Origin of the sequence: Ensifer sp. PDNC004, from assembly GCF_016919405.1 — a bacterium.
Lineage (GTDB): Bacteria > Pseudomonadota > Alphaproteobacteria > Rhizobiales > Rhizobiaceae > Ensifer.
Genome location: NZ_CP070353.1, coordinates 3,503,332 through 3,529,353, shown reverse-complemented (window position 1 = coordinate 3,529,353; position 26,022 = coordinate 3,503,332). Strand labels below are relative to the sequence as shown.

The window sequence follows — 26,022 nt, the reverse complement described above, 5'->3', positions numbered from 1 at the left end:
TTGCTGTTCGAAAAAGATGACGGCGTCAGACGCCGCTCATGCCGTCCGAGCCGATATAGGCGATGCGCAGCATGTTGGTCGCGCCGGGGGTGCCGAGCGGCACGCCGGCCGAGATGATGATGCGTTCGCCCGGCTTGCCGAAGCCTTCCGAGGCTACGATGCGGCAGGCGCGGTTGACCATGTCGTCGAGGTCGGTCGCATCCTCGGTGACCACGCAGTGCAGGCCCCAGACGACCGAGAGGCGGCGCGCCGTCTGCACGATCGGCGACAGAGCGATGATCGGCACCTGCGGCCGCTCGCGGGCGGCGCGCAGACCCGTCGTGCCCGACGATGTATAGCAGACGATGGCAGAGAGCCGCAGCGTCTCGGCGATCTGGTGGGCAGCGAGCGAAATCGCGTCGGCGCCGGTGGCTTCCGGCGGCGTGCGCTGCGCGTAGATGATGCTGGAATAATGCGGGTCGCGTTCGACGTTGCTGGCGATCGACGCCATGGTCGAAACGGCTTCTACCGGATATTCGCCCGAGGCCGATTCTGCCGAAAGCATGACAGCATCAGCACCTTCGAACACGGCCGTCGCGACGTCGGAGACTTCGGCGCGGGTCGGGACCGGAGCCGAGATCATCGATTCCAGCATCTGGGTGGCGACCACCACCGGCTTGCCGGCGCGGCGACAAGCGCGCGTCAGCTGCTTCTGCAGGCCGGGCACCGATTCCAGCGGCATCTCGACGCCGAGGTCGCCGCGGGCGACCATCAGCGCGTCCGAGAGCTCGATGATCTCGTCGATGCGGTCGAGCGCCTGCGGCTTTTCGATCTTCGACATCAGGCCAACGCGGCCGCGGGCGATCTTGCGAACTTCGGCCAGGTCTTCCGGACGCTGCACGAAGGAGAGCGCCACCCAGTCGAATTCACCGGTCGCCAGAACCGCGTCGAGGTCGGCGCGGTCCTTGTCGGTCAGCACGCCGACGGCGAGCAGCGTATCAGGCAGGCTGACGCCCTTGCGGTCGGAAATCCTGGTGCCGGCGACAACGGTCGTGACGATGCTCTTGCCGTCGGCCTTCTCGGCCTTCAGGTGCAGCTTGCCGTCGTCGATCAGCAGGCGATGGCCGGGCTTGACCGCTTCGAGGATCTCCGGATGGGGCAGATAGACGCGCGTATTGTCGCCAGGCTCGTCCTTGTTGTCGAGCGTGAAGGTCTGGCCGACCTTGAGATCGACCTTGCCTTCGGCGAACTTGCCGACGCGCAGCTTCGGTCCTTGCAGGTCGCCGAGAATGCCGATCGGCCGGCCGCAGCGCGCTTCGACTGCGCGGATGCGCTGCACCAGCGTGCGCATCACGTCGTGGCTCGCATGGCTCATGTTGATGCGGAACAGATCGGCCCCGGCCTCGTGCAGCTTCTGGATCATCTGCTCGTCCGAAGACGCCGGTCCGAGCGTTGCGAGGATTTTGACTTTTCTGTTCCGCTTCATCAATTCTGGCTTTCCTGCGTGCCGGACGGATCCGAAAGCTGAACCATCCAGCTTCCCTGCCGCCCCGTGTCGTACTCTTTGAATCCCATGCGCTGGAAGCCGCGGGCGAAGCAGTCCTGCACGCCCGTGATTTTGAATTCGTTCTCGGCGACGCACATGTTGACGTCACCGGTCCAGCGACCGCCACGGGCCGCATCTTCCGCGTAAAGATAATAATAACGTGACTGAAGCTCGCCCTCGATCAGGGTCGCGCAGGTGTTGGCAGGCACCTGCCACCAGCCTTCCGTCATCCAGCCGTCCTTGGCCCGGTAGCCGATGGCTACGCCGACCAGTGTCTGGGTGCCGTTGCATACGCGAAAGTCGGCGCGTGCATCGCTGGCGAAAAGAAATGAGCTTGATGTTGCCAGGAGAAACAGGAGGATGCCTCCCAGTGTCGTCAGCCCCGGCTTCGCTTTGGAAAAAGGATATCTGGACACGGTTTCCGATGGAACTCCGTTTTGATTTGCGTGGCACTTTCTTGCGACGGGCAGCCCCGAAAGTCAACGCAACTCTAATCGATTACAATCGGTAAATTGCTTTCGGATTTCGTTAAACAGTTGCGTTTTTCTTGCGATTGACGCCCACGCGTGCGATCAGCGAGACGGGACGCTGAAACGGACTGGAAGGGCATGCAACACTATTCTCCCTATGAGATTATCGAAGCCAAGCCCACAACCGGGCTCGTGCTCCTTGCCGATCACGCGATGAACCGGCTGCCTGCCGAATATGGCAGTCTCGGCCTTCCCGCCGCGGCCTTCGAGCGGCACATCGCCTACGATATCGGTGTCGAAGCGCTCGTGCGGCGCCTGTCGGCGATGCTCGACGCGCCGGCCGTTCTCGGCTGCTTCTCGCGCTTGTTGATCGATCCCAACCGCGGTGAGGACGACCCGACATTGATCATGCGGATTTCCGACGGAGCGATCATTCCGGGGAACCACCCCATCACCGAGAAGGAGTGGGAAAACCGGCTGAACCGGTTCCATCGCCCCTATCACCGCGCCGTCTCCGAGACCATCGGCCGAAGCGCCGAGGCGCATGGCGCAGCACCGCTGGTCATCTCCATCCATTCCTACACGCCGGCCTGGAAGGGCGTCGCCCGTCCCTGGCACGCCGCCGTCCTCTGGGACAGCGACGGCCGCGCCGTGCTGCCGCTGATCGACAGGCTCGAGGCGCCGGGCGATATCGTCGTCGGCAACAATGAACCCTATGACGGCGCGCTACGCGGCGATTCGATGTTCAGGCATTGCATGGTGCCGGGCATTGCGCATGCCCTCATCGAGGTGCGACAGGACCTGATCGCCGACGCTGAAGGCGTTGCCGCCTGGGCCGAGCGGCTGGCGCCGATCCTGGCAAGCCTGAACGCCATGCCCGAGCTGCATCGCTACGAGCGGCACATCTCGCGCACCGGCGCCTATGATGAAGAGGACGAGCGACCATGACCGAACTGACCCCGGAGCAACAGAGCGCCTTCGAGGCCGCCGCCTTTCGCCGGCTGGTCAACCATCTGCGCGAACGCAACGACGTCCAGAACATCGACCTGATGAACCTCGCCGGCTTCTGCCGCAACTGTCTGTCCAACTGGTATCGCGAAGCCGCCGAACAGGCGGGCGTTCCGCTTGCCAAGGAGGAATCGCGCGAGATCATCTACGGCATGCCCTATGAGGAATGGCGCGAGCGCAACCAGAGGGAAGCATCGGCAGAGCAAAAGGCGGCGTTCGAGCTCAACCGGCCCAAGGCTGAGTGACGAAAGGCGTATGGGGGCTTCCGCCCGCACTTCGCTTGAACGCGTGAGCCGCTTGAAAATGATGGCCGGATCGCACCGACACAAACCGTCGTGATCAAGGGATTAGGGTCTTTTCGCCCGCTTCTGCCACGGAAATGACCGCGTTGTTGCGCAATCACCCTTGACGTTGGCGGCCGTTCGCGGCACGTCACGGCACCCAAGAAATTCCATTCCCCCTATCAAGGAGAAGACCATGTCGGATGCTCACGGCGTCGCACGCGATCAGCTTCGTGCTTTCATCGAACGGATCGAACGCCTGGAAGAAGAAAAGAAGACCATCGCCGACGACATCAAGGACGTCTACGGCGAAGCCAAGTCCACCGGCTTCGACGCCAAGATCCTGCGCAAGGTCATTTCGATCCGCAAGCAGGATCACGACGAGCGCATGGAACAGGAAGCGATCCTCGACACCTACCTCCAGGCGCTCGGCATGGTGCCGGCAGCCGACGAGGAATAAGGCAGGACTTTAGGGGCCGCCGGCAGGCGGCCTTCGCCTGCCGCGCGTAAACGCCGCAGTAGAGACGCCCATGCATCCGGAGCCGGCGTAAGGCGAAGGTAGACGACAGACACGAAAAAGCCCGCCAGGTCGGCGGGCTTTTTCGTGTCTGTGCTTGGTGGAAGCTCAGTTGGTGCTGAACTTCTTCACTTCCATGAAGTTGACGGCATTGCCGCTGAAGCGGGCCGTGTCGACGTTTGGTCCGGCGCTGCTGGAGAAGCCGGCCGCATAGACCGTCGTCGGGGCAGTCCGCAGGGACTTGCTGACGAAGCGCGGCGCCTTCACCGGCTTGGAAAGCGTTGCGACGCGGCCAGTCGAAAGCGCCCATTCGGAGATGATCTTCTGGGTCAGCTTCGGTTCGGCGCGCACCGACGAGCGGGTCGCGGCATCGGCGTCGTTCTTCTTCGGTCGGCCGCCCTTGGCCGGCGCTTCCGCCTGCGTGTCAAACGCGCTGTCGAAGATCGCGGCGCGTGCATTATTGCCCGACTGCGGCGCGTAGGCTGCCATCTCGATCGGCTGCGGCTGGGCAACCGGCTGGCGCTCAGCCGGGGTCGGCTGGGCAAGCGCCACACGGGTCTTGGCTTCGGCCGCCACATCGCGCGGTGGTTCTGCGGATGCCACGACCGGGCGCTCCGCGAAGGAGGGGATCACGACCTGTGCATCGGCAACGGCGGCAAGCGCCGCGTCACCCGCGGGCCGCATGGCCGGAACCGGCACGAAACCGAGCGCCTGCATGTCCGGCTCAGCATCGGCGGATGCGACGAGCGTGTTCATGTCGCGGCGGTCAAGCATTTGCGGGACCGGAACCTTCATCGAACCGAGGTCGGCAAATTCGCTCGGCATTTCCGAGGTTGGCGGCAGGGCTGCGGCAAGCGCTTCCTGGGCCGGGTTCTTCTCCGGCGCGACGAGAGCCACGGCTACGCCAGCATCGGCAGGCGCCTGCTTGAAGGCGGGCCGCACGGCCGGAACCGGCGCATTGATGTTCTGTTCGGCAGCAACCGTCGGCTCGGCGGCGACAGAACCGGCGACGCCGGGCAACGCTTCCTGAGCGGCGGGCGCAGCAGCCGTCTGCACCTTGGCAGCAGGCGCAGCACCACCTTCGTCATCGGTACCGGGGCCGGCTGCGATTGCCGAGGGTTCTTCATCCTCGTCACCGCCGCCGCCAAACAGCATGGCAAACAGGTTGCCGCGACGCTTGCCGCTGGCCGTATCGCCCGGACCGGTATCGCCACCGCCAGCGACCTGGATCGCCGAGGCACCGACGCGACGCTTGTAGTCGGCAACCGCCTGGTCATAACCGGGAAGCGGCTTACCATCGGACGGCAAATGCATGGTCTTTCCGTCGGGGAAGAGGCGTGCCAGTTCGGCACGGCTCATGCGCGGCCAGGCGCGAACGCCACCGACGTCCATGTGAACGAAAGGCGAGCCGGATGTCGGGTAATAGCCGACGCCGCCCACCTGGAATTTCACGCCGATTTCACGCAGCGTCTTCAGCTTCACATCAGGCAGATAGAAGTCCATCGCCTTGCCGAGCATGTGCTGGCTCTTCTTGGCGACACCCTTAGAGCGCGAACGCAGCATTCCGTTGGTCGCCGGCGAACGATAGGCCGAGACGACGTGGATGTAATCGCGCGAGCCGCTCTTCTGGTAAACTTCCCAGACGAGATCGAGCAGGCGCGGATCCATCTTCGTCGGCTCGTTACGTCGCCAGTCGCGCAGGAAGCGGTTGATTTCCTGCAGGCCCTTGGCGTCATAGCGGCCATTGCGCTTGAAGGTGATCTGCGCCTTTTCCTGGGTATGGATGAAATAGAGCTTCAGTGTCCGGGTCTGGCCTGCGGCCTCCACGGGAGGAGCAAAACCAGGCGTCACGAGGGCAGCCGCAAGAGCAACGGATGTCAGAACCTGCGGCACCCGGCGGGTGACCGCCGCGCAGACTCTAGCTAAGGAGCCGAGCGGCTTCTTAAAACCGAACAAATTTGGCATTCAATCCCCGTCCGACGGACAACCGTGCTTCGCTGTCTCAGATGACTGTCAAATAAGGTGACAGCATGGCAAATTTGCCACAGTCGTCACCGCCCCTTATAATATAGTGAATACTTCACTAACAAGGTCTAAACGGCGGTGACTGAATAGCACGGCTAATGAATCGTGAATGCGTCGATTTTATGCCGCCTCTCTCAAAGGGTTATCGGGATCGATGCCATAATCCTTCAGCTTGCGGTAGAGGGTAGACCGGCCGATACCGAGCTTGCGGGCCACCTGGCTCATCTGGCCGCGGTAGAATTTCAGCGCAAAACGAATCAGTTCCTCCTCGACTTCCGCAAGCTTGCGCACGTCTCCGCCCTCGTCGACGCTGGCGATCGCGTTCTCCATGCGTGCGTCGCCGGAGGCCTCTGCCTCCATGGATTTCGCCGCACTCGCAAAGTCCGGATAGACGCTCGACACGGTCTCGCCGCCAGCCGCCGCCCGCTCCGGACCAGCCTCGCCCCAGGAGAAACCGGCGCGGTCGGAAACCACATAGCCGGGGATCTGGGTGGCGATCTGCGGGAAATCCTTCACCGTCAGCTCATTGCCCTCGGCAAGCACGACGGCGCGGAAGATCGCGTTTTCGAGCTGGCGGATATTGCCCGGCCAGTCATAGGCCGTCAGAAGCGCCAGCGCGCCGCTCGATACCGTCAGCGGCTGGTTCAGCCGCTGCTCGGCGGCAAAGCGCTCGACGAAGGAGCGCACCAGCACCGGGATATCTTCCTTGCGCCGGCGGAGCGCGGGGATGGTGATCGGGAAAACGTTGAGGCGATAGTAAAGATCCTCGCGGAACCGCCCTTCGCGCACTTCGTTGATCAGGTCCTTGTTGGTGGCCGAGATCAGCCGGACATTGACCTTCTGCGGATGGCGCGCACCGATCGTCTCGACCTCGCCCTGCTGAACCGCGCGCAGAAGCTTCACCTGGACTTCCAGCGGCAGGTCGCCGATCTCGTCGAGGAACAGGGTCCCCCCGTCGGCATCGACGAACTTGCCCGCATGCTTTTCGGTCGCGCCGGTAAAGGCGCCCTTCTCGTGGCCGAAGAGAATGCTCTCGACCAGATTGTGCGGGATGGCGCCACAGTTGACGGTGATGAAGGGCTTGCCCACCCGGTCGCTTGCCGACTGGATGGCGCGCGCCACCATTTCCTTGCCGACGCCGCTCTCGCCTTCGAGCACGACCGGAATGTTCGACTGCGCGGCGCGGCGCGCAAGGTCGATCACCCGGATCATCGCCGGGCTTGCAGAGACGATGTCGTCGAAGCCGACGGCGCCGCCGCGCGGACGGCGCGAGGTTTTGACCTTGCCGTCACGGCTCGCCATCTTTAGCGCGTTACCGATCGCCACCGACAGCCGCTCCGGAGAGACCGGCTTGACCAGGAAATCGAAGGCTCCGGCCTGCATCGCGTGCACCACGGTCTCGATGCCACCCTGTCCGGTCTGGACGATGACGGGCGTGTCGACGCCGCGCTCGGCCAGTGCTTCGAGGAAGCCATGGCCGTTCATTTCCGGCATCAGGAGATCGAGCAGGATGACATTGATCATGCCGCCCTTGCGCCCCAGCAGCTCCAGACCGCTGCGGCCGTTATCGGCGAGATGCGCCACATGACCGAGACGCTCAATCATGTTCGTCAGCAACCGGCGCTGCACCGGATCGTCATCAATGACCAGAATGTGTGATGTCACGGAAGCCTCCTGCTCTGGACACGCGGTACTCTTTGGCCAACCTCATGTGCCAAATCACGTCAGGCATCTGTGCCATAAAGGGCTGAACATCATGTTTTGAGAAATGCTTGCATTTTATCCATTGCCGGCGATAGCAATGGGGCCCATATCGCTTGCCTCTTCCTGTCACGAACGAGAGAAATCCGACGATGACCTTCCGCCCCTTCGCCCCCGAGCAATTTGTTGTCCGCGCCGCCGCCGGCCAGAGCCATGGCGCGGTCGCCGACCTCGGTGACCTACCCTCCTGGCGGCTGGAGGACCTCTATCCCTCCGCGTCCTCGGATGCGTTTCGCAACGATATGAAGAAGGCCGATGCCGACGCAATCGCCTTCGAGGCCAAGTGGAAGGGCAAGCTGGCCGAAGCGGCGACGAAGAGCGGTGACACCGGCATCGGCGCTGCCGTGCGGGAATTCGAGGCGCTCGAAGACATCATGGGGCGCATCGCCTCCTTTGCCGGTCTCACCTATTTCTCCGACACGTCGAAGCCCGAAAACGGCAAGCTCTATGGCGACGTGCAGTCGAAGCTCACCGACATGTCGGCGCATCTCTTGTTCTTCTCCTTGGAGCTGAACCGGATCGACGACGCGATCCTCGACAAGGCGCTCGAAACAGATGCGCTCGCCGCCCATTACAAGCCCTGGCTGACCGACCTGCGCATGGACAAGCCCTATCAGCTCGACGACAAGCTGGAGCAGCTTTTCCTGGAGAAATCGATGACGGGCGCAGCCGCCTTCAACCGGCTGTTCGACGAGACGATGGCAAGCCTCACCTTCACGGTCGACGGTGAAACGTTGCCGCTCGAGGTCACCCTGAACCTGCTTCAGGACCCGTCGAGCGATGTTCGCAAGAAGGCGGCGATGGCGCTGGCGGAAACCTTCAAGGCCAACATCCGCACCTTCACGCTGATCACCAATACGCTCGCCAAGGACAAGGAAATCTCCGACCGCTGGCGCGGCTTCAAGGATATCGCCGACAGCCGGCATCTGGCCAACCGCGTCGAGCGCGAGGTCGTGGACGCGCTCGCAGAAGCGGTCAAATCCGCCTATCCGCGCCTGTCGCACCGCTACTATTCGCTGAAGGCCAAGTGGCTCGGCATGGAACAGATGGATTTCTGGGACCGCAACGCGCCGTTGCCGGAAACGCCGAATGCGCTGATCTCCTGGGACGAAGCCAAGGACACGGTGCTCTCCGCCTACAATGCCTTCGCTCCGGAAATGGCCGATATCGCCCGCCGCTTCTTCGACGAGCGCTGGATCGACGCGCCGGTGCGCCCCGGCAAGGCGCCGGGCGCCTTTGCCCACCCGACGGTGCCGTCGGCCCACCCCTATGTGCTCGTCAATTATATGGGCAAGCCGCGCGACGTGATGACGCTCGCCCACGAACTCGGCCATGGCGTGCATCAGGTGCTCGCCGGCGGTCAGGGCGCGCTGATGGCCTCGACCCCGCTGACGCTCGCCGAAACCGCGTCCGTCTTCGGCGAGATGCTGACTTTCCGTGCGCTGCTCGACCAGACGAAGGACAAGCGCGAGCGCAAGGCCATGCTCTCCCAGAAGGTCGAGGACATGATCAACACGGTCGTGCGCCAGATCGCCTTCTACGAGTTCGAGCGCAAGGTGCACACCGCGCGCAAGGAAGGCGAGCTGACGGCCGACGATATCGGTAAGCTGTGGCTGTCGGTGCAGAACGAGAGCCTTGGCCCGGCCATCCGGATTTCCGAAGGCTACGAGACCTACTGGGCCTATATCCCGCACTTCATCCATTCGCCCTTCTACGTCTATGCCTATGCCTTCGGCGACTGCCTGGTGAACTCGCTCTACGCCGTCTACCAGAACGCCGAACAGGGCTTCCAGGACAAGTACTTCGAGCTTCTGAAGGCCGGCGGCACCAAGCACCATTCCGAACTGCTCGCCCCCTTCGGCCTCGATGCCACCGATCCGTCGTTCTGGGCACAGGGACTGTCGATGATCGAAGGGCTCATCGACGAACTCGAAGCGCTTGATAAGGCCTGATCCGGACAAAACGTCCGGATCACGGCGCGATCGACAAGACGACTTTATGAGCGACACTGCACCCTATGTGCTGTTCCGGGACGACAGCGAAAGCCGCACCACGGTTTTCGCATCGCCTTCGCGCGTCATTACGGCCCGCACGAAGGCCGAATTTGTCCGCGGCCTTGCCGCGCTTGAACGCGCGCACAAATCAGGCAAATGGATTGCCGGCTTCATGTCCTATGAGGCCGGCCACCTCTTCGAAGAGAAGCTCGAGGGTTTTGCCGAGGAAAATCGCAAGACGCCGCTGATGTCATTCGGCATCTTCGATGCGCCGAGCGAGGATCATCCCCTCGCCGAACCGCAGCGGCGCACCGAGAACGAACCCTTCTTGAGCGAACCGCGAGCCGGCTGGGATTTCGATACCTACCGCGAACGTTTCGACCGCCTGCACCTGCATCTGCGAAAGGGCGATTGTTACCAGGCAAACCTGACGATGCCGATCCATGCCCGCTGGTCCGGCGACCCGCGCGCAGCCTTCTGGTCGCTGATCGACCGACAGCCGGTCAAATACGGCGCGCTCGTCGCGCTCGACGGGCCAGTGCTCCTGTCGCGCTCGCCGGAGCTTTTCTTCCGTGTCGATGCGGACGGCTGGATCGAGACCCACCCGATGAAGGGGACGGCCAAGCGCGGCGCGTCGGCGCTGGAAGACGCCGAGATCATCGCCGCCATGCGCGCCGACGAAAAGACCCAGGCCGAAAACCGGATGATCGTCGATCTCCTGCGCAATGACATCTCGCGCATCACCGAGGTCGGCACGCTTGATGTCCCCAAGCTCTTCGACATCGAGACCTACCCGACCGTGCACCAGATGGTGAGCCACGTCCGAGCAAAGCTCCTGCCCGAGATCAGCCTCAAGGATATTTTCACGGCGCTCTTCCCCTGCGGCTCGATCACCGGGGCGCCGAAGATGCGCGCCATGGAAATCCTGCACGACCTGGAAGACGGTCCCCGCGACGCCTATTGCGGCGCCATCGGTTTCATCGCCCCGAACGGCGTGATGCGGTTCAGCGTCGCGATCCGGACGATATCGCTCTTCGAAAATGGCGATGCCGTCTTTAATGTCGGCGGCGGCATCGTCTTCGACAGCACCGCCCAGTCCGAATACGAAGAGTGCCTCCTGAAGGCCCGCTTTGCCGTTGGCGACGACAGGATCGCGCTCGGCGAAGGCGATGTCGCGCCCGCCGACGACGCGGTCGTCCGATGACGGATTTCTCGTTGATCGAAACCCTGCGCTACGAGCCCGAAGCCGGTTTCATCCGCCTGCGTCTGCACCTCGCGCGGCTGGTCCGATCCGCCCGCCGTCTCGGCATTTCGGGCGCCGATGGCGCGCAGGCCGCGCTGCTTGCAGCGGTCAAGGCCGGCGATGGCGGCGCCGCGCTTCGCGTTCGCCTCGAGCTCTTCCCGGACGGCCATATCGAGGTGAAGACCGCCCCCTTCGCGCCGCTACCCCAAGATACGGTCTGGCGGGTACGGGTTGCCAGCACCCGGCTGAAGTCGGGCGATCCGCTGCTGCGCTACAAGACCAGTCGCCGCGCCGCCTATGAGGCAGCCCGCGGCGAGTTCGGCCCGAGCGAGGCCGACGAAGTTCTGCTTCTGAACGAGAAGGATGAGGTCTGCGAAGGCACGATCACCTCCGTCTTCCTCGACGACGGCAGCGGCATCCTCAAGACGCCGCCGATCGCCTGCGGCCTGCTTGCCGGCGTGCTGCGTACCGAGCTCATCTGCCAGCGCCGCGCGCGAGTTGCGCGGCTTTCACTTGACGACCTCGCCCGCGGCAACCTTTATCTCGGCAATTCGCTACGGGGCCTGATCCGGGTGAACCTCCTGGTCTGAGCCGGGAAGCGTGTGGCGCCTGACCTGGTCCCGCCCATCGCGCTTGGCGAGATAGAGCGCCTGATCGGCGCGTGCATAGAGGTCGCTGACCGTGTCCCCGTCGCGATACTCCGCAACCCCGACCGAACAGGTGTAGAAGAACTCCGGGATGTTCTCGAGCGGGCGGGAATTGCGCACCCGTTCGAGCAGACGATCGAGAATGCGGTGGCCCTCGCTGATGGTGGTATCAGGCAGGATGAGCATGAATTCCTCGCCGCCAATCCGGCCGAAGCAGTCCGAACGGCGAACGAATTCCTGCATCTGCCGGGCGAAATCGAGCAACACCTCGTCGCCGCGCTGGTGCCCATGGCGGTCGTTGATCGCCTTGAAGTAATCGATGTCGATGATCGCGACGCAGCCCCACATATGCGGGTTCTCGGCGCAATTGGCGATGAATTCGGTGAGCCGGCCCATCGTGTAGCGACGGTTGGGAACGCTCGTCAACTCGTCCACCTGGGCGGCCCGAAGCGCGAAGTCGCGGTCCTGCCTGAGCTCGCGCTCCTCCGCATGGATGGCCGTCACGTCGACGGCGATGCACAGCATGCAGCCGTCCGCGTCCACTGTCTCCGTCATCCACATCCAGCGACCGTCGTGCAGGTCGGTTTCCATGGCGCGGAACGGCACCTTGCCGCGCCGATGCATCGTCGAGGCGATCCAGGCATCGATGTCTTCGGTCTTCAGGATCGTTCCGTGGCCGGCAGCGTGGTTCCGGCGCATGATTTCCTCCCAGGTCGGGCTCTCATCCGGGCCGACATGGTAGGCTGCGCGGAATGCCGGATTGGCAAACCGCAGGCGATCATGCTGGTCGTAGAGCGCGATCAGCACGGGTGTTTTGCTCTGTAAGGCCGCAAGAGCCTTGAGATGACTACCGGTCACGGTCTGTCACGCCTCCGGGTCGGACAACGATCAATTATGGCGCGAAGCGGATGCTTCTAGCGAAGCTATAGCACGAACAGCTTGTGGCAAGCGTTTCATCGTGCGAAACGATAGGGATATGGTTAAATCACAGCCTTGGTGCGGCCGGTGAGCATGAAGCATACGCCTTACGACGGTTCTTCAAAACCTTTCACCATCGGCCTTGCCCAGCTCGACCCCGATCGCTGGATCGAGCCGGACGACCAGCTGCAGCACTACCTCTGCGAAAAGAAGCGGCTGCTTGCGCAAGCGCGCGGTACCGTGTTCGCCGCCGCTGACGGAACGCAGGACGCGCAGCGCGAACTGCTCGATGTTCTGCTCGACTACCTGCCGGCCGCCTATCCAGAGATCTACCGCCGCGACGGCGACCGCATGATCGTCGGCGGCGAGCCCGTGCCGCTCGACGGCGATGAGCCGCTGGCCGTTTCGGGCTCGCTGGTCCAGGACGATCTTGCCATCATGCAGAAGACCGACGACGGCTGGCGCCTCAACGCCGCCTATGTCGCCTTTCCTTCCTCCTGGTCGCTCGCCGAAAAATACGGCCGCACCATGAACGAGATCCATGGCCCCGTCCCGGGCTTCGAGCATGGCACCCGCAACGCCGAGCTGATTGCCCGGATGTTCGACAATCTGCCGCCGGGCCGTTTCGTCGAGCGCTTCAACTGGGCGGTCAATGTCGACGGCGCGCTGCACCTGCCGAAATCGAAGTCCGAGGGCATTGCCGCCAGTGCCATCGAGATGACCGAGGAGCGTACCTTCATCCGCATCGAACGGCAGACGCTGCGCAAGCTGCCTGAGACCGGCGCGCTCGTCTTCACCATCCGCATCTATTCGGACCCGCTGGTGATGCTGCGCAAGCGGCCGGATGCCGCAGCGCTGGCCGCGTCCTTCGTCGAACAGCTGCGCGCCCTGACCTTGCCGCAGGCCGCCTACAAGGGGCTTGTCAGCAAGCGGGACGGGCTGATTGCAGCACTGCTTACGATCGCCGGTTAAGCACACTCTCAAATAGCGGTTGACCGACCGGCTCTTTATTGTGACAGCAATCTATGCTCTACAGCGCCGCGTGCCCCACGGGCACAGCGGCCGTTTCGGCACACTCGCACGAGCCAGACAGCGGCCACAGCCGCTTCCTCATGCTTAGTCACCCACCGCCACAGGGAAAGTTTTCTCAGGAGTAAGACAAAAATGGCAGATACCACCTATCCGGTTTACGGCGAGATCACCGGTCCGATCGTCATGATCGGTTTCGGCTCGATCGGTCGCGGCACCTTGCCGCTGATCGAGCGCCACTTCAAATACGACAAGAACCGGTTGATCGTGGTCGAGCCCCGTGAGGACGCTGCCGACAACGAGCTGTTCGAACGGCATGGCGTACGCCACGTTCGCGCGCATGTGACGAAGGACAACTACAAGGAACTGCTGAAGCCGCTTCTCACCGAAGGTGAAGGCCAGGGCTTCTGCGTCAACCTGTCGGTCGACACCGGCTCGGTCGATCTGATGAGGATGTGCCGCAAGCTTGACGTTCTCTACATCGACACGGTCGTCGAGCCGTGGCTCGGCTTCTATTTCGACAGCGAAATGGACAATGCCGAGCGCACCAACTATGCGCTGCGCGAAACCCTGCGCAAGGAAAAGGAAAAGAACCCGGGCGGCACGACCGCGGTTTCCACCTGCGGCGCCAATCCGGGCATGGTCTCCTGGTTCGTCAAGCAGGGCCTCCTCAACCTCGCCAACGACCTCGGCGTAAAGTTCGAAGAGCCGCATCAGGACGACCGCGAAGGCTGGGCCAAGCTGATGAAGAAGGTCGGCGTCAAGGGCGTGCACATCGCCGAGCGCGACACCCAGCGCACCAAGAACCCGAAGCCGTTCAACACCTTCTGGAACACCTGGTCGGTCGAAGGCTTCATCTCCGAGGGCTTGCAGCCGGCCGAACTCGGCTGGGGCACCCATGAAAACTGGATGCCGAAGAACGCCAAGAAGCACAAGAAGGGCTGCAAGGCGGCGATCTACCTGGAGCAGCCGGGCGCCAACACCCGCGTGCGCAGCTGGTGCCCGACCCCCGGCCCGCAGTATGGCTTCCTCGTGACCCACAACGAGGCGATCTCGATCGCCGACTTCTTCACGGTTCGCGACAAGGACGGCGAAGTCACCTACCGCCCGACCTGCCACTACGCCTACCATCCGGCCAACGACGCCGTTCTGTCGCTGCACGAGATGTTCGGCAACGGCGGCAACGCCCAGCCGGTGCACCACGTCCTTGACGAAAAGGAACTGGTCGACGGCGTCGACGAACTCGGCGTGCTGCTCTACGGCCACGACAAGAACGCCTACTGGTTCGGCTCGCGCCTGTCGCTGGAAGAAACCCGCCGCATCGCGCCTTACCAGAACGCCACCGGTCTGCAGGTGACCTCGGCCGTTCTCGCCGGCATGGTCTGGGCTCTCGAGAACCCGAAGGCCGGCATCGTCGAAGCCGACGAGATGGACTACAAGCGTTGCCTCGAAGTCCAGCTGCCCTACCTCGGCCCGGTCGAAGGTCACTACACCGACTGGACCCCGCTCGACGGTCGCCCGGGCCTGTTCCCGGAAGACATCGACACCAAGGATCCGTGGCAGTTCAAGAACATCCTCGTTCGCTAAGCTGCTGAGACGTAAGCGCATCCGGCCCGGGACACGAACGTGCCCCGGGCCTTTTCATCTCTGGCGGAAAAGCCCGAGGCCGCGGCCTGCCGCTCTTGCTTTCAACTCATGATCGCGGCATGGTCTGCCGGAATGAAACAATCCGCTCGACCCAAACGCGGGGGAAATCGCCTATGAAGCCATTCGCCGTTCTGACCCTAATCGCAACCGCGGCCGCGCTTGCCTCCTGCCAGTCGTCGCCACGGATCATCGATAACGGTGGACAGCCGGCACGCCAGGCATCAGGCGTCGAGGGCTCCTGGGTCGACCCGAACGGTATCGTCTCGACATTTGCCGGCGGTACCTTCTCCACGCGCACGACCGACACCAACCAGCTGCTCGCCTCGGGCAACTACGTCAAGACGAGCCCGACGCTTGTCGAGATCAACATGACCTCGCTGGTGCGCAACACTCAGTCCAAGGTCGCTTGCGCTCTGGTCACGCAGAACCAGCTCAACTGCACCACCGACGCCGGGGCACAGTTCTCGCTCGCGCGTCGCGGCTAATTGAGAAAACAGGCATGTATCAAAGGCCCCTCCGGGGCCTTTTTTCGTTGCAGGGCCGTGGTTTACCCTCGTTGCAATTTGGCAAGCCCCTCGAAGCTTTAACGCTTGAAGTCGCCCGCAAGTGATGAAAACATCCGGCCCGGCAAAGCCACCCCGATCGTGGGGACCGGATCCGTTTCGACGGCCGGATACGGTCGGACGACAATAGGCAAAAAACAGGAGAACATCATGATCAGACATGTGCGGACCGGCCTGATGACCGCGTCCATTCTTGCCCTTTCCTCGGGCGCAGCCTTCGCCGATTATGAATTGAACATCCTGCATATCAACGACCTTCATTCCCGCATCGAATCGATCAACAAGTTCGATTCCACCTGCTCGGCGGAAGAGGAAGGCAAGAACGAGTGCTTCGGCGGCGTCGCGCGCCTGAAAGCGCTGATCGACCAGAAGCGCCAGGACCTCTCGGGCAAGAACTTGCTGCTCTTGAACGCCGGCGACAACTTCCAGGGCTCGCTGTTCTTCACCACCTACAAGGGCCTGGCGGAAGCCGAATTCCTCAACCTGATGAAGTTCGACGCGATGACCGTCGGCAACCATGAATTCGACGAGAGCGAAGACGGCCTTGCCGGCTTCCTCGACAAGATCGCCTTCCCTGTTGTCACCGCCAACGTGCTGCCGAGCGTCAAGTCGAAGATCGGCGACCGCATCAAGCCGTCGCTCGTGCTCGACGTCGGCGGCCAGAAGGTCGGCATCGTCGGCGCGGTTGCCAACGACACGCCGGAACTCTCCTCCCCCGGCCCGGACATCCTGATCGGTGACGACGTCGCCACCACCACGGCAGCCGTCGAAGAACTGAAGAAGCAGGGCGTCGATAAGATTATCGCACTCACCCATGTCGGCTATCCGCGCGACCTCGCGGCCATCGCCAAGATCCCGGATGTCGATGTCGTCGTCGGCGGCCACTCGCACAGCCTGCTCTCCAACACCGATGCGAAGGCCGAGGGTCCTTACCCGACGATGGTCGACAACCCCGGCGGTTACAAGGTTCCGGTGGTCCAGGCCGGCTCCTACACCAAGTATCTCGGCGACCTCGTCGTCACCTTCGACGACAAGGGCGTGGTCAAGTCTGCCAAGGGCGACCCGATCCTCGTCGACAGCTCGATCAAGCCGGATGAGGCAGTGCTTGCCCGCGTCGCCGAACTCGGCAAGCCGATCGAAGAGCTACGCTCGAAGATCATCGCCAAGACCGAAGCGCCGATCGACGGCTCGCGTGAGAATTGCCGCGCCAAAGAGTGCGAGATGGGCAGCCTGCTCACCGACGCCATGCTCGACCGCGTCAAGGGCCAGGGCGTGACCATCGCCATCACCAACGGCGGCGGTCTGCGCGCTTCCATCGATGCCGGCGACGTTTCGATGGGCGAAGCCATCACCGTGCTGCCGTTCCAGAACACCGTTGCGACCTTCCAGATCAAGGGCGACGGCATTCGCGCAGCGCTTGAAAACGGCCTCAGCAAGCTCGAGGAAGCTGGCGGCCGTTTCCCGCAGGTGGCCGGCATGAAGTTCTCCTTCGACAAGTCGAAGCCGGTCGGCAGCCGCGTCGTCTCGGTCGAGGTGAAGGAGGGCGAGGCCTATGTCCCGCTCGATCCGGCCAAGACCTATTCGCTCGTCACCAACAACTACATGCGCAATGGCGGCGACGGCTACGACGTCTTCAAGACGCAGGGTGAAAACGCCTACGACTACGGTCCGGGCCTCGAAACCGTGCTTGCCGACTACCTCGCCGCCCACCAGCCGTTCAAGCCCTATACCGATGGCCGCATCACCGAGGTCGCTTCGGCGGCCGGTGCGGCAACGGCCGAGCCGGCGGCGGACGCAAAGCCTGCTGCCGACGCCACGGCAGCCCAGCCGGCGGCAACGGCCGGCGGCACCGCGGCAGCGAGCGGCCCGCAGAAGCATGTGATCGCCAAGGGCGACACGCTCTGGGACCTCGCCAAGGCTTTCTACGGCGAAGGCGCGCTCTGGAAGAAGATCTCCGACGCCAACGGCAAGCCGGCGCCGCGCCACCTGCATGTCGGCACGGAACTGGAGATTCCGGCAAAGTAAGACAATTTGCCTCTCCTTTCAGAGCCGGCGCGGGCTTCCCCGCGCCGGCTTTTCTTTTTAGAAGAACTGGAAACCGAAGGAACGAAAGCGGTGTCCCGATACGGGGACCCGACGAGGATGAAGATGACCGATCAGCTTGCCGTGACCACTCCTGCCAACCACCCTTCCGTCAAATCCGGAAAGGTCGGCATCCTGCTGGTCAATCTCGGCACCCCCGACGGCACCGACTACACCTCGATGCGCCGGTACCTCAAAGAGTTCCTGACCGACCGCCGGGTGATCGAGTGGTCGCGGCTGTTCTGGTATCCGATCCTGTTCGGCATCGTGCTCAACACCCGCCCCGGCAAGGTCGGCAAGGCCTACGAGATGATTTGGAACAAGGATCTGAACGAGAGCTACTTGCGCACCTATACCCGCAACCAGGCGACGCTGATGGCAAAAAGCTTTGCCGACCAGTCCAACGTGATCGTCGACTGGGGCATGCGTTACGGCCAGCCGTCGATCGCCTCGCGCATGGAGACCCTGCAGAAGGCCGGATGCGAGCGCATCCTTGTCTTCCCGCTCTATCCGCAATATGCCGCCGCCACCACGGCCACCGTCAACGACAAGGCCTTCGAGGCGCTTCTGAAGATGCGCTGGCAGCCAGCGCTGCGCACCGTCCCGCCTTATCACGACGACCCCGTCTACATCGACGCCCTGGCGACCTCGATCGAGCGTCACCTGGCGACGCTCGACTGGGAGCCGGAAGTGGTGCTCACCTCCTTCCACGGCATTCCGAAGAGCTACTTCGACAAGGGCGACCCCTATTACTGCCAGTGCCAGAAGACCGCGCGGCTGCTGCGCGAAAAGCTCGGCTGGGCGAAGGACAAGCTTCAGGTCACCTTCCAGTCGCGCTTCGGGCCCGAGGAATGGCTGCAACCCTACACCGACAAGACGGTCGAAAAGCTCGCCCAGGATGGCGTCAAGCGCATCGCCGTGCTCAATCCCGGCTTCGTCTCCGACTGTCTGGAAACGCTGGAAGAGATCGCCGAGCAGGCGGCTGAGAGCTTCCATCACAATGGCGGCGAGAAGTTCACCCACATCCCCTGTCTGAACGACAGCGCCGAAGGCATGGCCGTGCTCGAACACGTCGTGCGCCGGGAGCTTGCCGGCTGGCTTTGAGCCTCCCGCCAGCCCATTTGAAAACGGCACGCCGATCACCACCTCAGGATGAAGGAGCCGCGCGCTTGCCCACCGGCGAGTGCGCCCTTCTAACATTTTGAATTTACGCGCAATCCGCGGAAAACCGATTCCGAACGGAACCGGAATACGCTAGACTGCAGCCACAGGTCGAGATTGCAATTTAAGGGGGTATATCTTGGGCGGAATGGATATCGTCGTCATTGGCTTCGTGGTGCTTATCATCCTGATCCTCTTCATGGGGATCAAGACGGTGCCGCAGGGCTACCGCTATACGATCGAACGCTTTGGTCGTTACACGAAAACGCTGGAACCCGGTCTCAACCTGATCGTTCCCTTCATCGACCGGATCGGTGCGAAGATGAACGTGATGGAACAGGTGCTCGACGTACCGACCCAGGAAGTCATCACCAAGGACAATGCCAGCGTCTCGGCCGATGCCGTCGCCTTCTATCAGATCCTGAACGCGGCGCAGGCCGCCTACCAGGTCGCGCACCTGGAAAACGCCATCCTGAACTTGACGATGACCAACATCCGCTCGGTCATGGGTTCGATGGATCTCGACGAGCTCTTGTCCAACCGCGATACGATCAATGACAGGCTGCTGCATGTCGTCGACGAAGCCGCCAGCCCCTGGGGCATCAAGATCACCCGCGTCGAGATCAAGGACATCGCACCGCCGAAGGACCTGGTCGATGCCATGGCGCGGCAGATGAAGGCCGAGCGCGAGAAGCGCGCGCAGGTGCTGGAAGCCGAAGGTGCCAGAAACGCGCAGATCCTGCGCGCCGAAGGCGCAAAGCAGTCGGCGATCCTGCAGGCTGAAGGCCAGCGTGAAGCAGCCTTCCGCGACGCCGAAGCGCGCGAACGTCTGGCGGAAGCCGAGGCGAAAGCGACCAAGATGGTCTCCGAGGCCATTGCGGCCGGCGACGTGCAGGCGATCAACTACTTCGTCGCGCAGAAGTATACCGAAGCGCTCGCTTCGATCGGCACCGCCAACAACCAGAAGATCGTGCTGATGCCGATGGAAGCCTCGGCGCTGATCGGTTCGCTCGGCGGTATCGGCGCCATCGCCAAGGAAGTCTTCGGCAACGGTGACACCACGCCGGCGAGACCGCGCCAGTCGACGCCGCGCACCACGCCGGCCTTCCCGGCCGATCCCTCGCAAGGGAAGTAACCCATGATCGAACGCGCCATTCAAGAACTCGGGCCCTGGAGCTGGTGGGTTCTGGGTTTCGTGCTTCTGGCAGCCGAGCTCGTCGCGCCCGGCGTGTTCCTGATCTGGATCGGCGTCGCGGCCCTTGTCGTCGGCATCCTGTCCCTCCTCCTTTGGGAGGTCGGTTTCTGGATTTGGCAGGTTCAGCTGGTGCTTTTCGCCCTGCTGTCGGTAGCGGCCGTTCTGCTCGGCCGCCGCTTCGTTCTCTCCACCTCCGAGATATCCGACGAGCCGCTGTTGAACCAGCGCGCCGAAAGCCTCGTCGGACGCACGGCGGTGTTGGAGAAGCCGATCGCCGAGGGCCGAGGACGGATCCGGCTCGACGACACGTTCTGGATCGTCGAGGGGCCGGACCTTCCGGCCGGCACGCGGGTGCGCGTCGTTTCCACCAACGGCCGCAACCTGACCGTCGAAGGCGTAACCGCAAGCGGCTGATGCCACGACGTTTTTTCCGCTTGGAAACGATTGCTTAACCACGTCGCTTTACGATTGCGAAAGGATTGCAATCAGACTCGTGGACAAACGGCATATGGTGCCAGGCACATCTCGCTCGACCAAAGGAGACGCGCGGCGTTCGGCCTCGCTGGCGTTGCTGCTGGCTGGCACAGCGCTGCTTGTCCCGACGTCCTTGAACGCCCAGACCGCCACGACCGCGCCGGCGACGACCTATATTGCCGGCACGGCACCGTCAGCCGTCCCGGCCACGACACCCGCGATCACCGATCCGCAGACGACCGGCGCCGTCAGCGCCGACGACCTGACACCGGCTTCAAACGAGGACTACCTCCGCCTGAACCAGCGCGAGCCGACGCTCGACGGCCTGCGGCTGCGGGCCTATGACCCCGAATACGATCGCGCAGCGGGCATTCGCCTCGGCACCTTCACGCTGCGCCCGAGCGTCAGCGAGACCATCAATCACGAATGGCGCAAGGACGGCGACACCAAGACCAACCGCGGCTATCTCGAAACCGGAATTCGCGGCACCTTGACGTCGGACTGGTCGCGGCATCAGCTGACCGTCACCGGCGAAGGCGTGCTGCAGAACAACATCTCCGGCGAGGGCGAGGAAGAGCCGCGCGCCAATGTCGATGCCGAACTGCGCCTCGATCTCTGGGACGAAACGATCGCCCGTCTGCGCGCCGGCTACAGCTTCGAGCGCGAAGACGCCGACGACCCGAATGCGGTTTCCAACGCCAAGAACCAGTCGGCGGTCAACACCTACCGCCTCGGCGCGGCCGTCGAGCGCGATTTCGGCCTGATCCGCGGCTCGGTCGGCATCGATTTCGACCGGCGCACCTATGGTGATGTCGAACTCGAAAACGGCACGAACCTGTCGGTCAAGTATCGAAACCGCAACACCGGCATGCTCACCGCCCGTGTCGGCTACGAACTGTCGCCGGCGCTGATCCCGTTTCTCGAAGCCTCCGTCGGCAAGTCGCTCTACGACCTGCGCCAGGACCCGCTCGGCTTCGAGCGCTCCTATCAGACCTATGCCGGACGCGGCGGTATCGAGCTCGACCTCGGCGAGAAGCTCTATGGCGAGCTCGGCCTCGGCTACGAGACCTACAATTTCGAGGACGATCGCCTCGGCGACCTCCGCGGCCTCTCGATCGATGGCCGTCTCAACTGGTCGCCGCAACGCGGTACCGACGTGCTCTTCGCCGTTTCGACCGACCTCAACCCGTCGACGACGGCGGGCGATGCGGGCTCGATCGACTACAACTTCACCAACATCATCACCCACCAAATGCGCTCGGACCTGGTCGCGCGACTGACGAACAACCTGACGCTCCGCAACTACCCCTCGAACGCCCGTTCGTCGGACGAGACCACCTGGCGCACCGGCGCCGGCCTCACCTACGACATCAACCGTTATTTGGCGCTGACGGGCGACGTCAGCTACGAGCGTACCACCCGCGATCAGGGCGACACCACCGACATCACCCGTGTCGGCGTCGGGTTGACGCTCCGCCGCTGAGGCAATCCGATCATCAGATAAAAAAGGCCGCGCCCGACGGGCGCGGCCTTTCTGCCTTCGAGAAGAGAAAGCCGATTACTTCAGGCTGGCGAGCAGGCTCTTCAGCGGACCTTCCACGGTCGGGCGAATGTCGCCACGCTCGAGCGCAAACGCAACGTTTGCCAGGATGAAGCCGTCCTTGGCGCCACAGTCATAGGTATCGCCACGGAAGTGGTAGGCGGCAAACTGCTGGCTGTCGGAAAGCTTGAGCATGCCGTCGGTCAGCTGGATCTCGTTGCCGGCGCCACGCTCCTGCTTTTCGAGGATAGGGAAGATCTCCGGCTGAAGGATGTAGCGGCCGTTGATGAAGAAGTTCGACGGGGCAGTGCCCGGTGCCGGCTTCTCGACCATCTTGGTGATCTTGAAACCTTCGCCGACCTTGTCGCCGACGCCGACGATGCCGTATTTGTGCGCCTGGTCCGGCGCGCATTCCTCAACCGCGATGACGTTGCCGCCGCTCTGCTCGTAGAGCTCGACCATGCCCTTGAGGCAGCCCTTCTCGCCCTTCATGATCATATCTGGCAGGAGCAGCGCGAAGGGCTCGTTGCCAACGAGTTCACGGGCGCACCAGACTGCATGGCCAAGGCCGAGCGGCGCCTGCTGGCGGGTAAAGCTGGTCGTTCCCGCCTTCGGCAGGATGCGGTCGAGCAGTTCGATCTCAATCTTCTTGTTGCGCTCGCGCAGCGTCTGGTCGAGCTCGACCTGAATGTCGAAATAGTCCTCGATGACAGCCTTGCTGCGGCCGGTCACGAAGATCAGATGCTCGATACCGGCTTCCAGCGCTTCGTCGACCACATATTGAATGACCGGCTTGTCCACCACCGTCAGCATTTCCTTCGGCACGGCCTTGGTCGCCGGCAGGAAACGGGTGCCCAGTCCTGCGACCGGGAACACGGCTTTGCGGACTTTACGCTTGTCGGTCATCGATACCTCCTTGAAAGGATTTCACTCTTAACTCTTGCCGAATGGTCCTGGACGTCAATCCGTCCCGAACCATACAGCGCTCCGTAATGGAGCCGCAATCTCTATGCCGTCAGCTGAACACAGCATGAACCGACGAAACAAATGCATATGCGAACTCCACGACCAACGCTTGACATTTTCTGTGGCCGAAGACGCCACCACATTTTCATGGTAAAGGGTTTGTTGACCACGTTTCTGTAGATTCGTTGCAATCCGGCAATGCAACAAGCGCGGCCGGATCCGAAACAGGAGCCGCCGACGACTGCCCCCACCGTCCAGGCTGGCCCCAGACTGCCACCTTGCGGAGTGATTCGGGCCATGACGGCCGAAGCTCCGCAGAGAAACGGAACCGACAGCTGATGATCAGAAACCGCAGGACGTTTTTCCGTCATATCGCAGCCGCCCTCGTCCTATCCGCCGCCACGCTCGGCACCTCCCCCGCGCGCGCCGATACCGGGTTCCAGAACTGGATCAACGAGTTTTACGCGACCGCCGCTCAGGCAGGCATCACCAAGGCAACCTACCGCCAGGCCTTTGCCGGCGTAAAGTCGCCCGACCAGACGGTGATCGACAAGGCCAACTACCAGCCGGAGTTCAAGCACAAGATCTGGGAATATATCGATTCCCGCGTGAACCCCTACACCAAGCGCGTCGGCCAGGAGATGGCGACCAAGCACGCTCGCACGCTGAACGCGCTGGAGAAACACTTCGGCGTCGACAAGACCATTCTGCTCGCCATCTGGTCGATGGAGTCCAACTACGGCGCCGTGCTGGAAAAGGACGACCGCCTGCACTACGTGCCGCGCGCGCTCGCCACCCTTGCCTATGCGGATCCGAAGCGGTCGAACTATGCCAAGAAGCAGCTGATCGCCGCGCTGAAAATTCTGCAGAAGGGCGATATCACCCCGCGTGAGCTGACCGGCTCCTGGGCGGGCGCCATGGGCCACACCCAGTTCATCCCCACGAGCTACCTGCTCTATGCGGTCGACGCGGACGGGAACGGTCACCGCGACATCTGGAACTCCGTGCCGGACGCGCTGGCAACCGCCGCCAACCTTCTGAAGAAAAACGGCTGGCAGCCGGGCGAGACCTGGGGCTACGAGGTCGCTCCGCCGGCCAATGCCGCGAAGTATTCCGGCCAGACGAAGACGCTCAAGGAATGGGCGTCGCTCGGTTTCGCCCGGCCGAACGGCAAGGGCTTCCGCAATGGCAGCACACGTGCCGAGCTCAAGTTGCCGAGCGGCGGCCAGGGGCCCGGCTTCCTGATGACCAAGAACTTCTTCGTCATCAAGCGCTACAACGCGTCCGACAGCTACGCGCTCGGCGTCGGCCTGCTTGCCGACCAGATCGCCGGCTACCAGGGGATGCAACAGCGCTGGCCGCGCCCGGACGGATCGCTTGATATCAGCGAGAAGTTCGAGTTGCAGAACCGGCTGAAGGAGCTTGGCTACTATAGCGGCGAAGTCGACGGCAACTTCGGCTCCGGCTCCAAGGCCGCGATCCAGGCGTTCCAGTCGAAGAACGGGCTGGCGCCGGATGGAGAGCCGACCCAGATGCTGCTGCGGGCGCTGCGCAACTAGCAGGCTCGAAACGGTTTCACGATCTGCGTATCCGTGAGATAAAAGACCGAAAAGGCGCGCTGCATTCCCTGCGGCGCGCTGATCCGTGACAGCGGCCAGGCGCCGCCGGAACACGTATGAACGGGCAGAAAAGCAGATGACGAGCAAGCGCAGCAGGCAACAGGGCCGGACGCCGTTCGGGATTGCGACGATTATGATCGCGCTCGCGGCCATGCTCACCGTGAGCCTGTTCGCCAGCTTTGCCGAGGCGCAGGAGCGGGTGCAGCGGCGCAATCTGTTCCAGATGCTCTTTGGCGGACTGAGCCGCGAGCGGCCGGTCTATGAGGACCGGGACTATTTTCCCGAACAGCCGCGCCCGAAGCGCCAGCGCCAGCCGCAACAGCGCCAGAAGGGCCTGGGTCAACAGAAGCAGAAGCCGAAACCTGCCGACACCGCTGCCCCGGCGCCCGTGGTGGTGGAAAAGGCGCCGGATGCCAAGAAGGTGCTCGTCGTCGGCGACTTCATGGCCGGTAGCCTTGGCGACGGCCTGAAGACCGCCTTCGAGATGACGCCCGGCATCACCACCGAGACACGCGCGAACGGCTCGTCCGGTCTCGTGCGCGAGGACTATTACAATTGGCCCGGCACGCTGCCGGGCTATGTCGGCGAAGTGAAGCCGTCGGTCATCATCATCAGCTTGGGCGCCAACGATCGCCAGCAGATGCAAATCGGCAGCACCAAGGAGAAGTTCCGCTCCGACCTTTGGACGGAAGAGTATCGCAAACGCGTCAACGCGCTGGCAGCCCTTGCGCGCAAGGAAAAGCTGCCGGTTCTCTGGGTCGGCATGCCACCATTCCAGTCGGCCGCCATGACCGCCGACATGGTCACCTTCAACGGTATCTACCGCGAGGAAATTGAGAAGGTCGGCGGCCAGTTCGTCGACATCTGGGACGGTTTCGTCGACGAGGGCGGCAAATTCGTGCTGACCGGGTCCGACATCAACGGCCAGCAGGTGCGCCTGCGCGGCGCCGACGGCGTCAACCTGACCAAGGCCGGCAAGCGCAAGCTCGCATTTTACGTGGAGAAGGACATCCGCCGGCTGCTCGGCGATGCCGCCGCGACCGACAAAAACGTACCGGGCGCCGACGAACTCAAGGACCTCGTGGTGACCGCACCGCTCGGCAACGAGGATATCGTCAAGACCCAGCCGATCGGCCTGACCGATCCGGCGCTCGATGGCGCCGCATCCCTGCTCGGCGGCGCAGCACCGGACAAGGGCAACGGCAAGAGCCCGCGCGACCTGCTGGTGGGCAAGGGCGACGTCGCCGCCGCCCCGGCCGGCCGCGTCGATGACTTCCGCCTGTCGAAACCGAGCACGGTGATCAGCAACCCGGTGATCCGCAACTAGATCGACGAACAGTCCTGCCCGGCCACAAAA

The 26,022-nt window shown here is 63.1% G+C and carries 22 protein-coding genes; 16 read left to right on the top strand and 6 right to left on the bottom strand.

The window, feature by feature from the left end:
- Positions 1–25 precede the first annotated feature (25 nt).
- Together pyk and JVX98_RS25200 are read right to left on the bottom strand one after the other, a co-directional pair.
- Positions 26–1,465 (bottom strand): pyruvate kinase, encoded by a 1,440-nt coding sequence (gene pyk, locus JVX98_RS25205; protein ID WP_192450727.1) that lies wholly within the window; start codon positions 1,463–1,465, stop codon positions 26–28.
- A complete protein-coding gene (locus JVX98_RS25200) occupies positions 1,465–1,941 on the bottom strand; it encodes a DUF1036 domain-containing protein (RefSeq protein WP_051659725.1) in 477 nt (158 codons plus the stop codon). Before JVX98_RS25200 ends, pyk begins: the two co-directional genes overlap by 1 nt.
- Before the next feature lie 192 nt (positions 1,942–2,133).
- Here JVX98_RS25200 and JVX98_RS25195 point away from each other — a divergent pair, with 192 nt between their 5' ends.
- From JVX98_RS25195 to JVX98_RS25185, 3 genes are all read left to right on the top strand, one after another.
- Entirely contained in the window at positions 2,134–2,943 is an 810-nt protein-coding gene (locus tag JVX98_RS25195; protein WP_205237815.1) for an N-formylglutamate amidohydrolase, read from the top strand.
- Positions 2,940–3,248 carry a DUF1244 domain-containing protein gene (locus tag JVX98_RS25190; protein WP_205237814.1) on the top strand — a complete coding sequence of 103 codons (309 nt, stop codon included), beginning with the start codon at positions 2,940–2,942 and terminating at the stop codon, positions 3,246–3,248. The genes JVX98_RS25195 and JVX98_RS25190 overlap by 4 nt, the downstream gene beginning before the upstream one ends.
- A gap of 232 nt (positions 3,249–3,480) precedes the next feature.
- On the top strand, positions 3,481–3,744 hold the full coding sequence (locus tag JVX98_RS25185; RefSeq protein ID WP_034806111.1) for a DUF2312 domain-containing protein: 264 nt from the start codon (positions 3,481–3,483) through the stop codon (positions 3,742–3,744).
- Positions 3,745–3,909: 165 nt separating this feature from the next.
- Here the strand turns inward: JVX98_RS25185 and JVX98_RS25180 are convergent, their stop codons facing one another.
- Together JVX98_RS25180 and JVX98_RS25175 are read right to left on the bottom strand one after the other, a co-directional pair.
- Positions 3,910–5,766, bottom strand: a complete 1,857-nt coding sequence (locus tag JVX98_RS25180; protein WP_192450729.1) for a DUF882 domain-containing protein — start codon at positions 5,764–5,766, stop codon at positions 3,910–3,912.
- 180 nt (positions 5,767–5,946) lie between these two features.
- Positions 5,947–7,491, bottom strand: a complete 1,545-nt coding sequence (locus tag JVX98_RS25175) for a sigma-54 dependent transcriptional regulator (protein ID WP_205237813.1) — start codon at positions 7,489–7,491, stop codon at positions 5,947–5,949.
- Positions 7,492–7,679: 188 nt separating this feature from the next.
- Between JVX98_RS25175 and JVX98_RS25170 the strand changes: the two genes are divergently transcribed.
- From JVX98_RS25170 to JVX98_RS25160, 3 genes are read left to right on the top strand one after another with little or no spacing between them, the layout of a single operon-like run.
- Positions 7,680–9,539: a M3 family oligoendopeptidase gene (locus JVX98_RS25170; RefSeq protein ID WP_205237812.1), complete on the top strand. Its 1,860-nt coding sequence runs from the start codon at positions 7,680–7,682 to the stop codon at positions 9,537–9,539.
- A 46-nt stretch (positions 9,540–9,585) separates the two neighbouring features.
- Positions 9,586–10,785, top strand: coding sequence for an aminodeoxychorismate synthase component I (locus JVX98_RS25165; protein ID WP_112976713.1), 1,200 nt, complete (start codon positions 9,586–9,588; stop codon positions 10,783–10,785).
- Positions 10,782–11,414 (top strand): aminotransferase class IV family protein, encoded by a 633-nt coding sequence (locus JVX98_RS25160; protein WP_205237811.1) that lies wholly within the window; start codon positions 10,782–10,784, stop codon positions 11,412–11,414. The genes JVX98_RS25165 and JVX98_RS25160 overlap by 4 nt, the downstream gene beginning before the upstream one ends.
- Here JVX98_RS25160 and JVX98_RS25155 read toward each other — a convergent pair.
- On the bottom strand, positions 11,379–12,329 hold the full coding sequence (locus tag JVX98_RS25155) for a sensor domain-containing diguanylate cyclase (protein ID WP_205237810.1): 951 nt from the start codon (positions 12,327–12,329) through the stop codon (positions 11,379–11,381). The genes JVX98_RS25160 and JVX98_RS25155 overlap by 36 nt on opposite strands.
- A gap of 153 nt (positions 12,330–12,482) precedes the next feature.
- On the opposite strand from JVX98_RS25155, the gene JVX98_RS25150 reads away from it, so the two are divergent.
- The 8 genes from JVX98_RS25150 (at position 12,483) to JVX98_RS25115 (ending at position 22,023) form a co-directional block, all read left to right on the top strand.
- Complete coding sequence (locus JVX98_RS25150) at positions 12,483–13,361, top strand: DUF3445 domain-containing protein (RefSeq protein WP_205239524.1); 879 nt, start codon at positions 12,483–12,485, stop codon at positions 13,359–13,361.
- A 192-nt stretch (positions 13,362–13,553) separates the two neighbouring features.
- Entirely contained in the window at positions 13,554–15,005 is a 1,452-nt protein-coding gene (locus JVX98_RS25145) for a homospermidine synthase (RefSeq protein ID WP_205237805.1), read from the top strand.
- A 173-nt stretch (positions 15,006–15,178) separates the two neighbouring features.
- Entirely contained in the window at positions 15,179–15,550 is a 372-nt protein-coding gene (omp10, locus tag JVX98_RS25140) for an outer membrane lipoprotein Omp10 (protein WP_192450737.1), read from the top strand.
- Positions 15,551–15,778: 228 nt separating this feature from the next.
- Positions 15,779–17,653 (top strand): bifunctional UDP-sugar hydrolase/5'-nucleotidase, encoded by a 1,875-nt coding sequence (locus tag JVX98_RS25135; protein WP_205237803.1) that lies wholly within the window; start codon positions 15,779–15,781, stop codon positions 17,651–17,653.
- A 123-nt stretch (positions 17,654–17,776) separates the two neighbouring features.
- Entirely contained in the window at positions 17,777–18,814 is a 1,038-nt protein-coding gene (gene hemH / locus JVX98_RS25130) for a ferrochelatase (RefSeq protein ID WP_192450739.1), read from the top strand.
- Positions 18,815–19,010: 196 nt separating this feature from the next.
- The gene (locus JVX98_RS25125; protein WP_205237801.1) at positions 19,011–20,006 is read left to right on the top strand and encodes an SPFH domain-containing protein; all 996 of its coding nucleotides are present in this window, start codon (positions 19,011–19,013) and stop codon (positions 20,004–20,006) included.
- Between the two features lie 3 nt (positions 20,007–20,009).
- A complete protein-coding gene (locus JVX98_RS25120; protein WP_192450740.1) occupies positions 20,010–20,480 on the top strand; it encodes an NfeD family protein in 471 nt (156 codons plus the stop codon).
- A 94-nt stretch (positions 20,481–20,574) separates the two neighbouring features.
- Entirely contained in the window at positions 20,575–22,023 is a 1,449-nt protein-coding gene (locus JVX98_RS25115) for an outer membrane beta-barrel protein (RefSeq protein WP_205237799.1), read from the top strand.
- A 75-nt stretch (positions 22,024–22,098) separates the two neighbouring features.
- On the opposite strand, the gene galU is transcribed toward JVX98_RS25115, so the two are convergent.
- Complete coding sequence (gene galU, locus JVX98_RS25110; protein ID WP_192450742.1) at positions 22,099–22,986, bottom strand: UTP--glucose-1-phosphate uridylyltransferase GalU; 888 nt, start codon at positions 22,984–22,986, stop codon at positions 22,099–22,101.
- Between the two features lie 398 nt (positions 22,987–23,384).
- Between galU and JVX98_RS25105 the strand changes: the two genes are divergently transcribed.
- Together JVX98_RS25105 and JVX98_RS25100 are read left to right on the top strand one after the other, a co-directional pair.
- A complete protein-coding gene (locus JVX98_RS25105; protein WP_205237797.1) occupies positions 23,385–24,605 on the top strand; it encodes a lytic murein transglycosylase in 1,221 nt (406 codons plus the stop codon).
- 136 nt (positions 24,606–24,741) lie between these two features.
- Positions 24,742–25,992, top strand: a complete 1,251-nt coding sequence (locus JVX98_RS25100; RefSeq protein WP_205237795.1) for a DUF459 domain-containing protein — start codon at positions 24,742–24,744, stop codon at positions 25,990–25,992.
- Positions 25,993–26,022 lie beyond the last annotated feature (30 nt).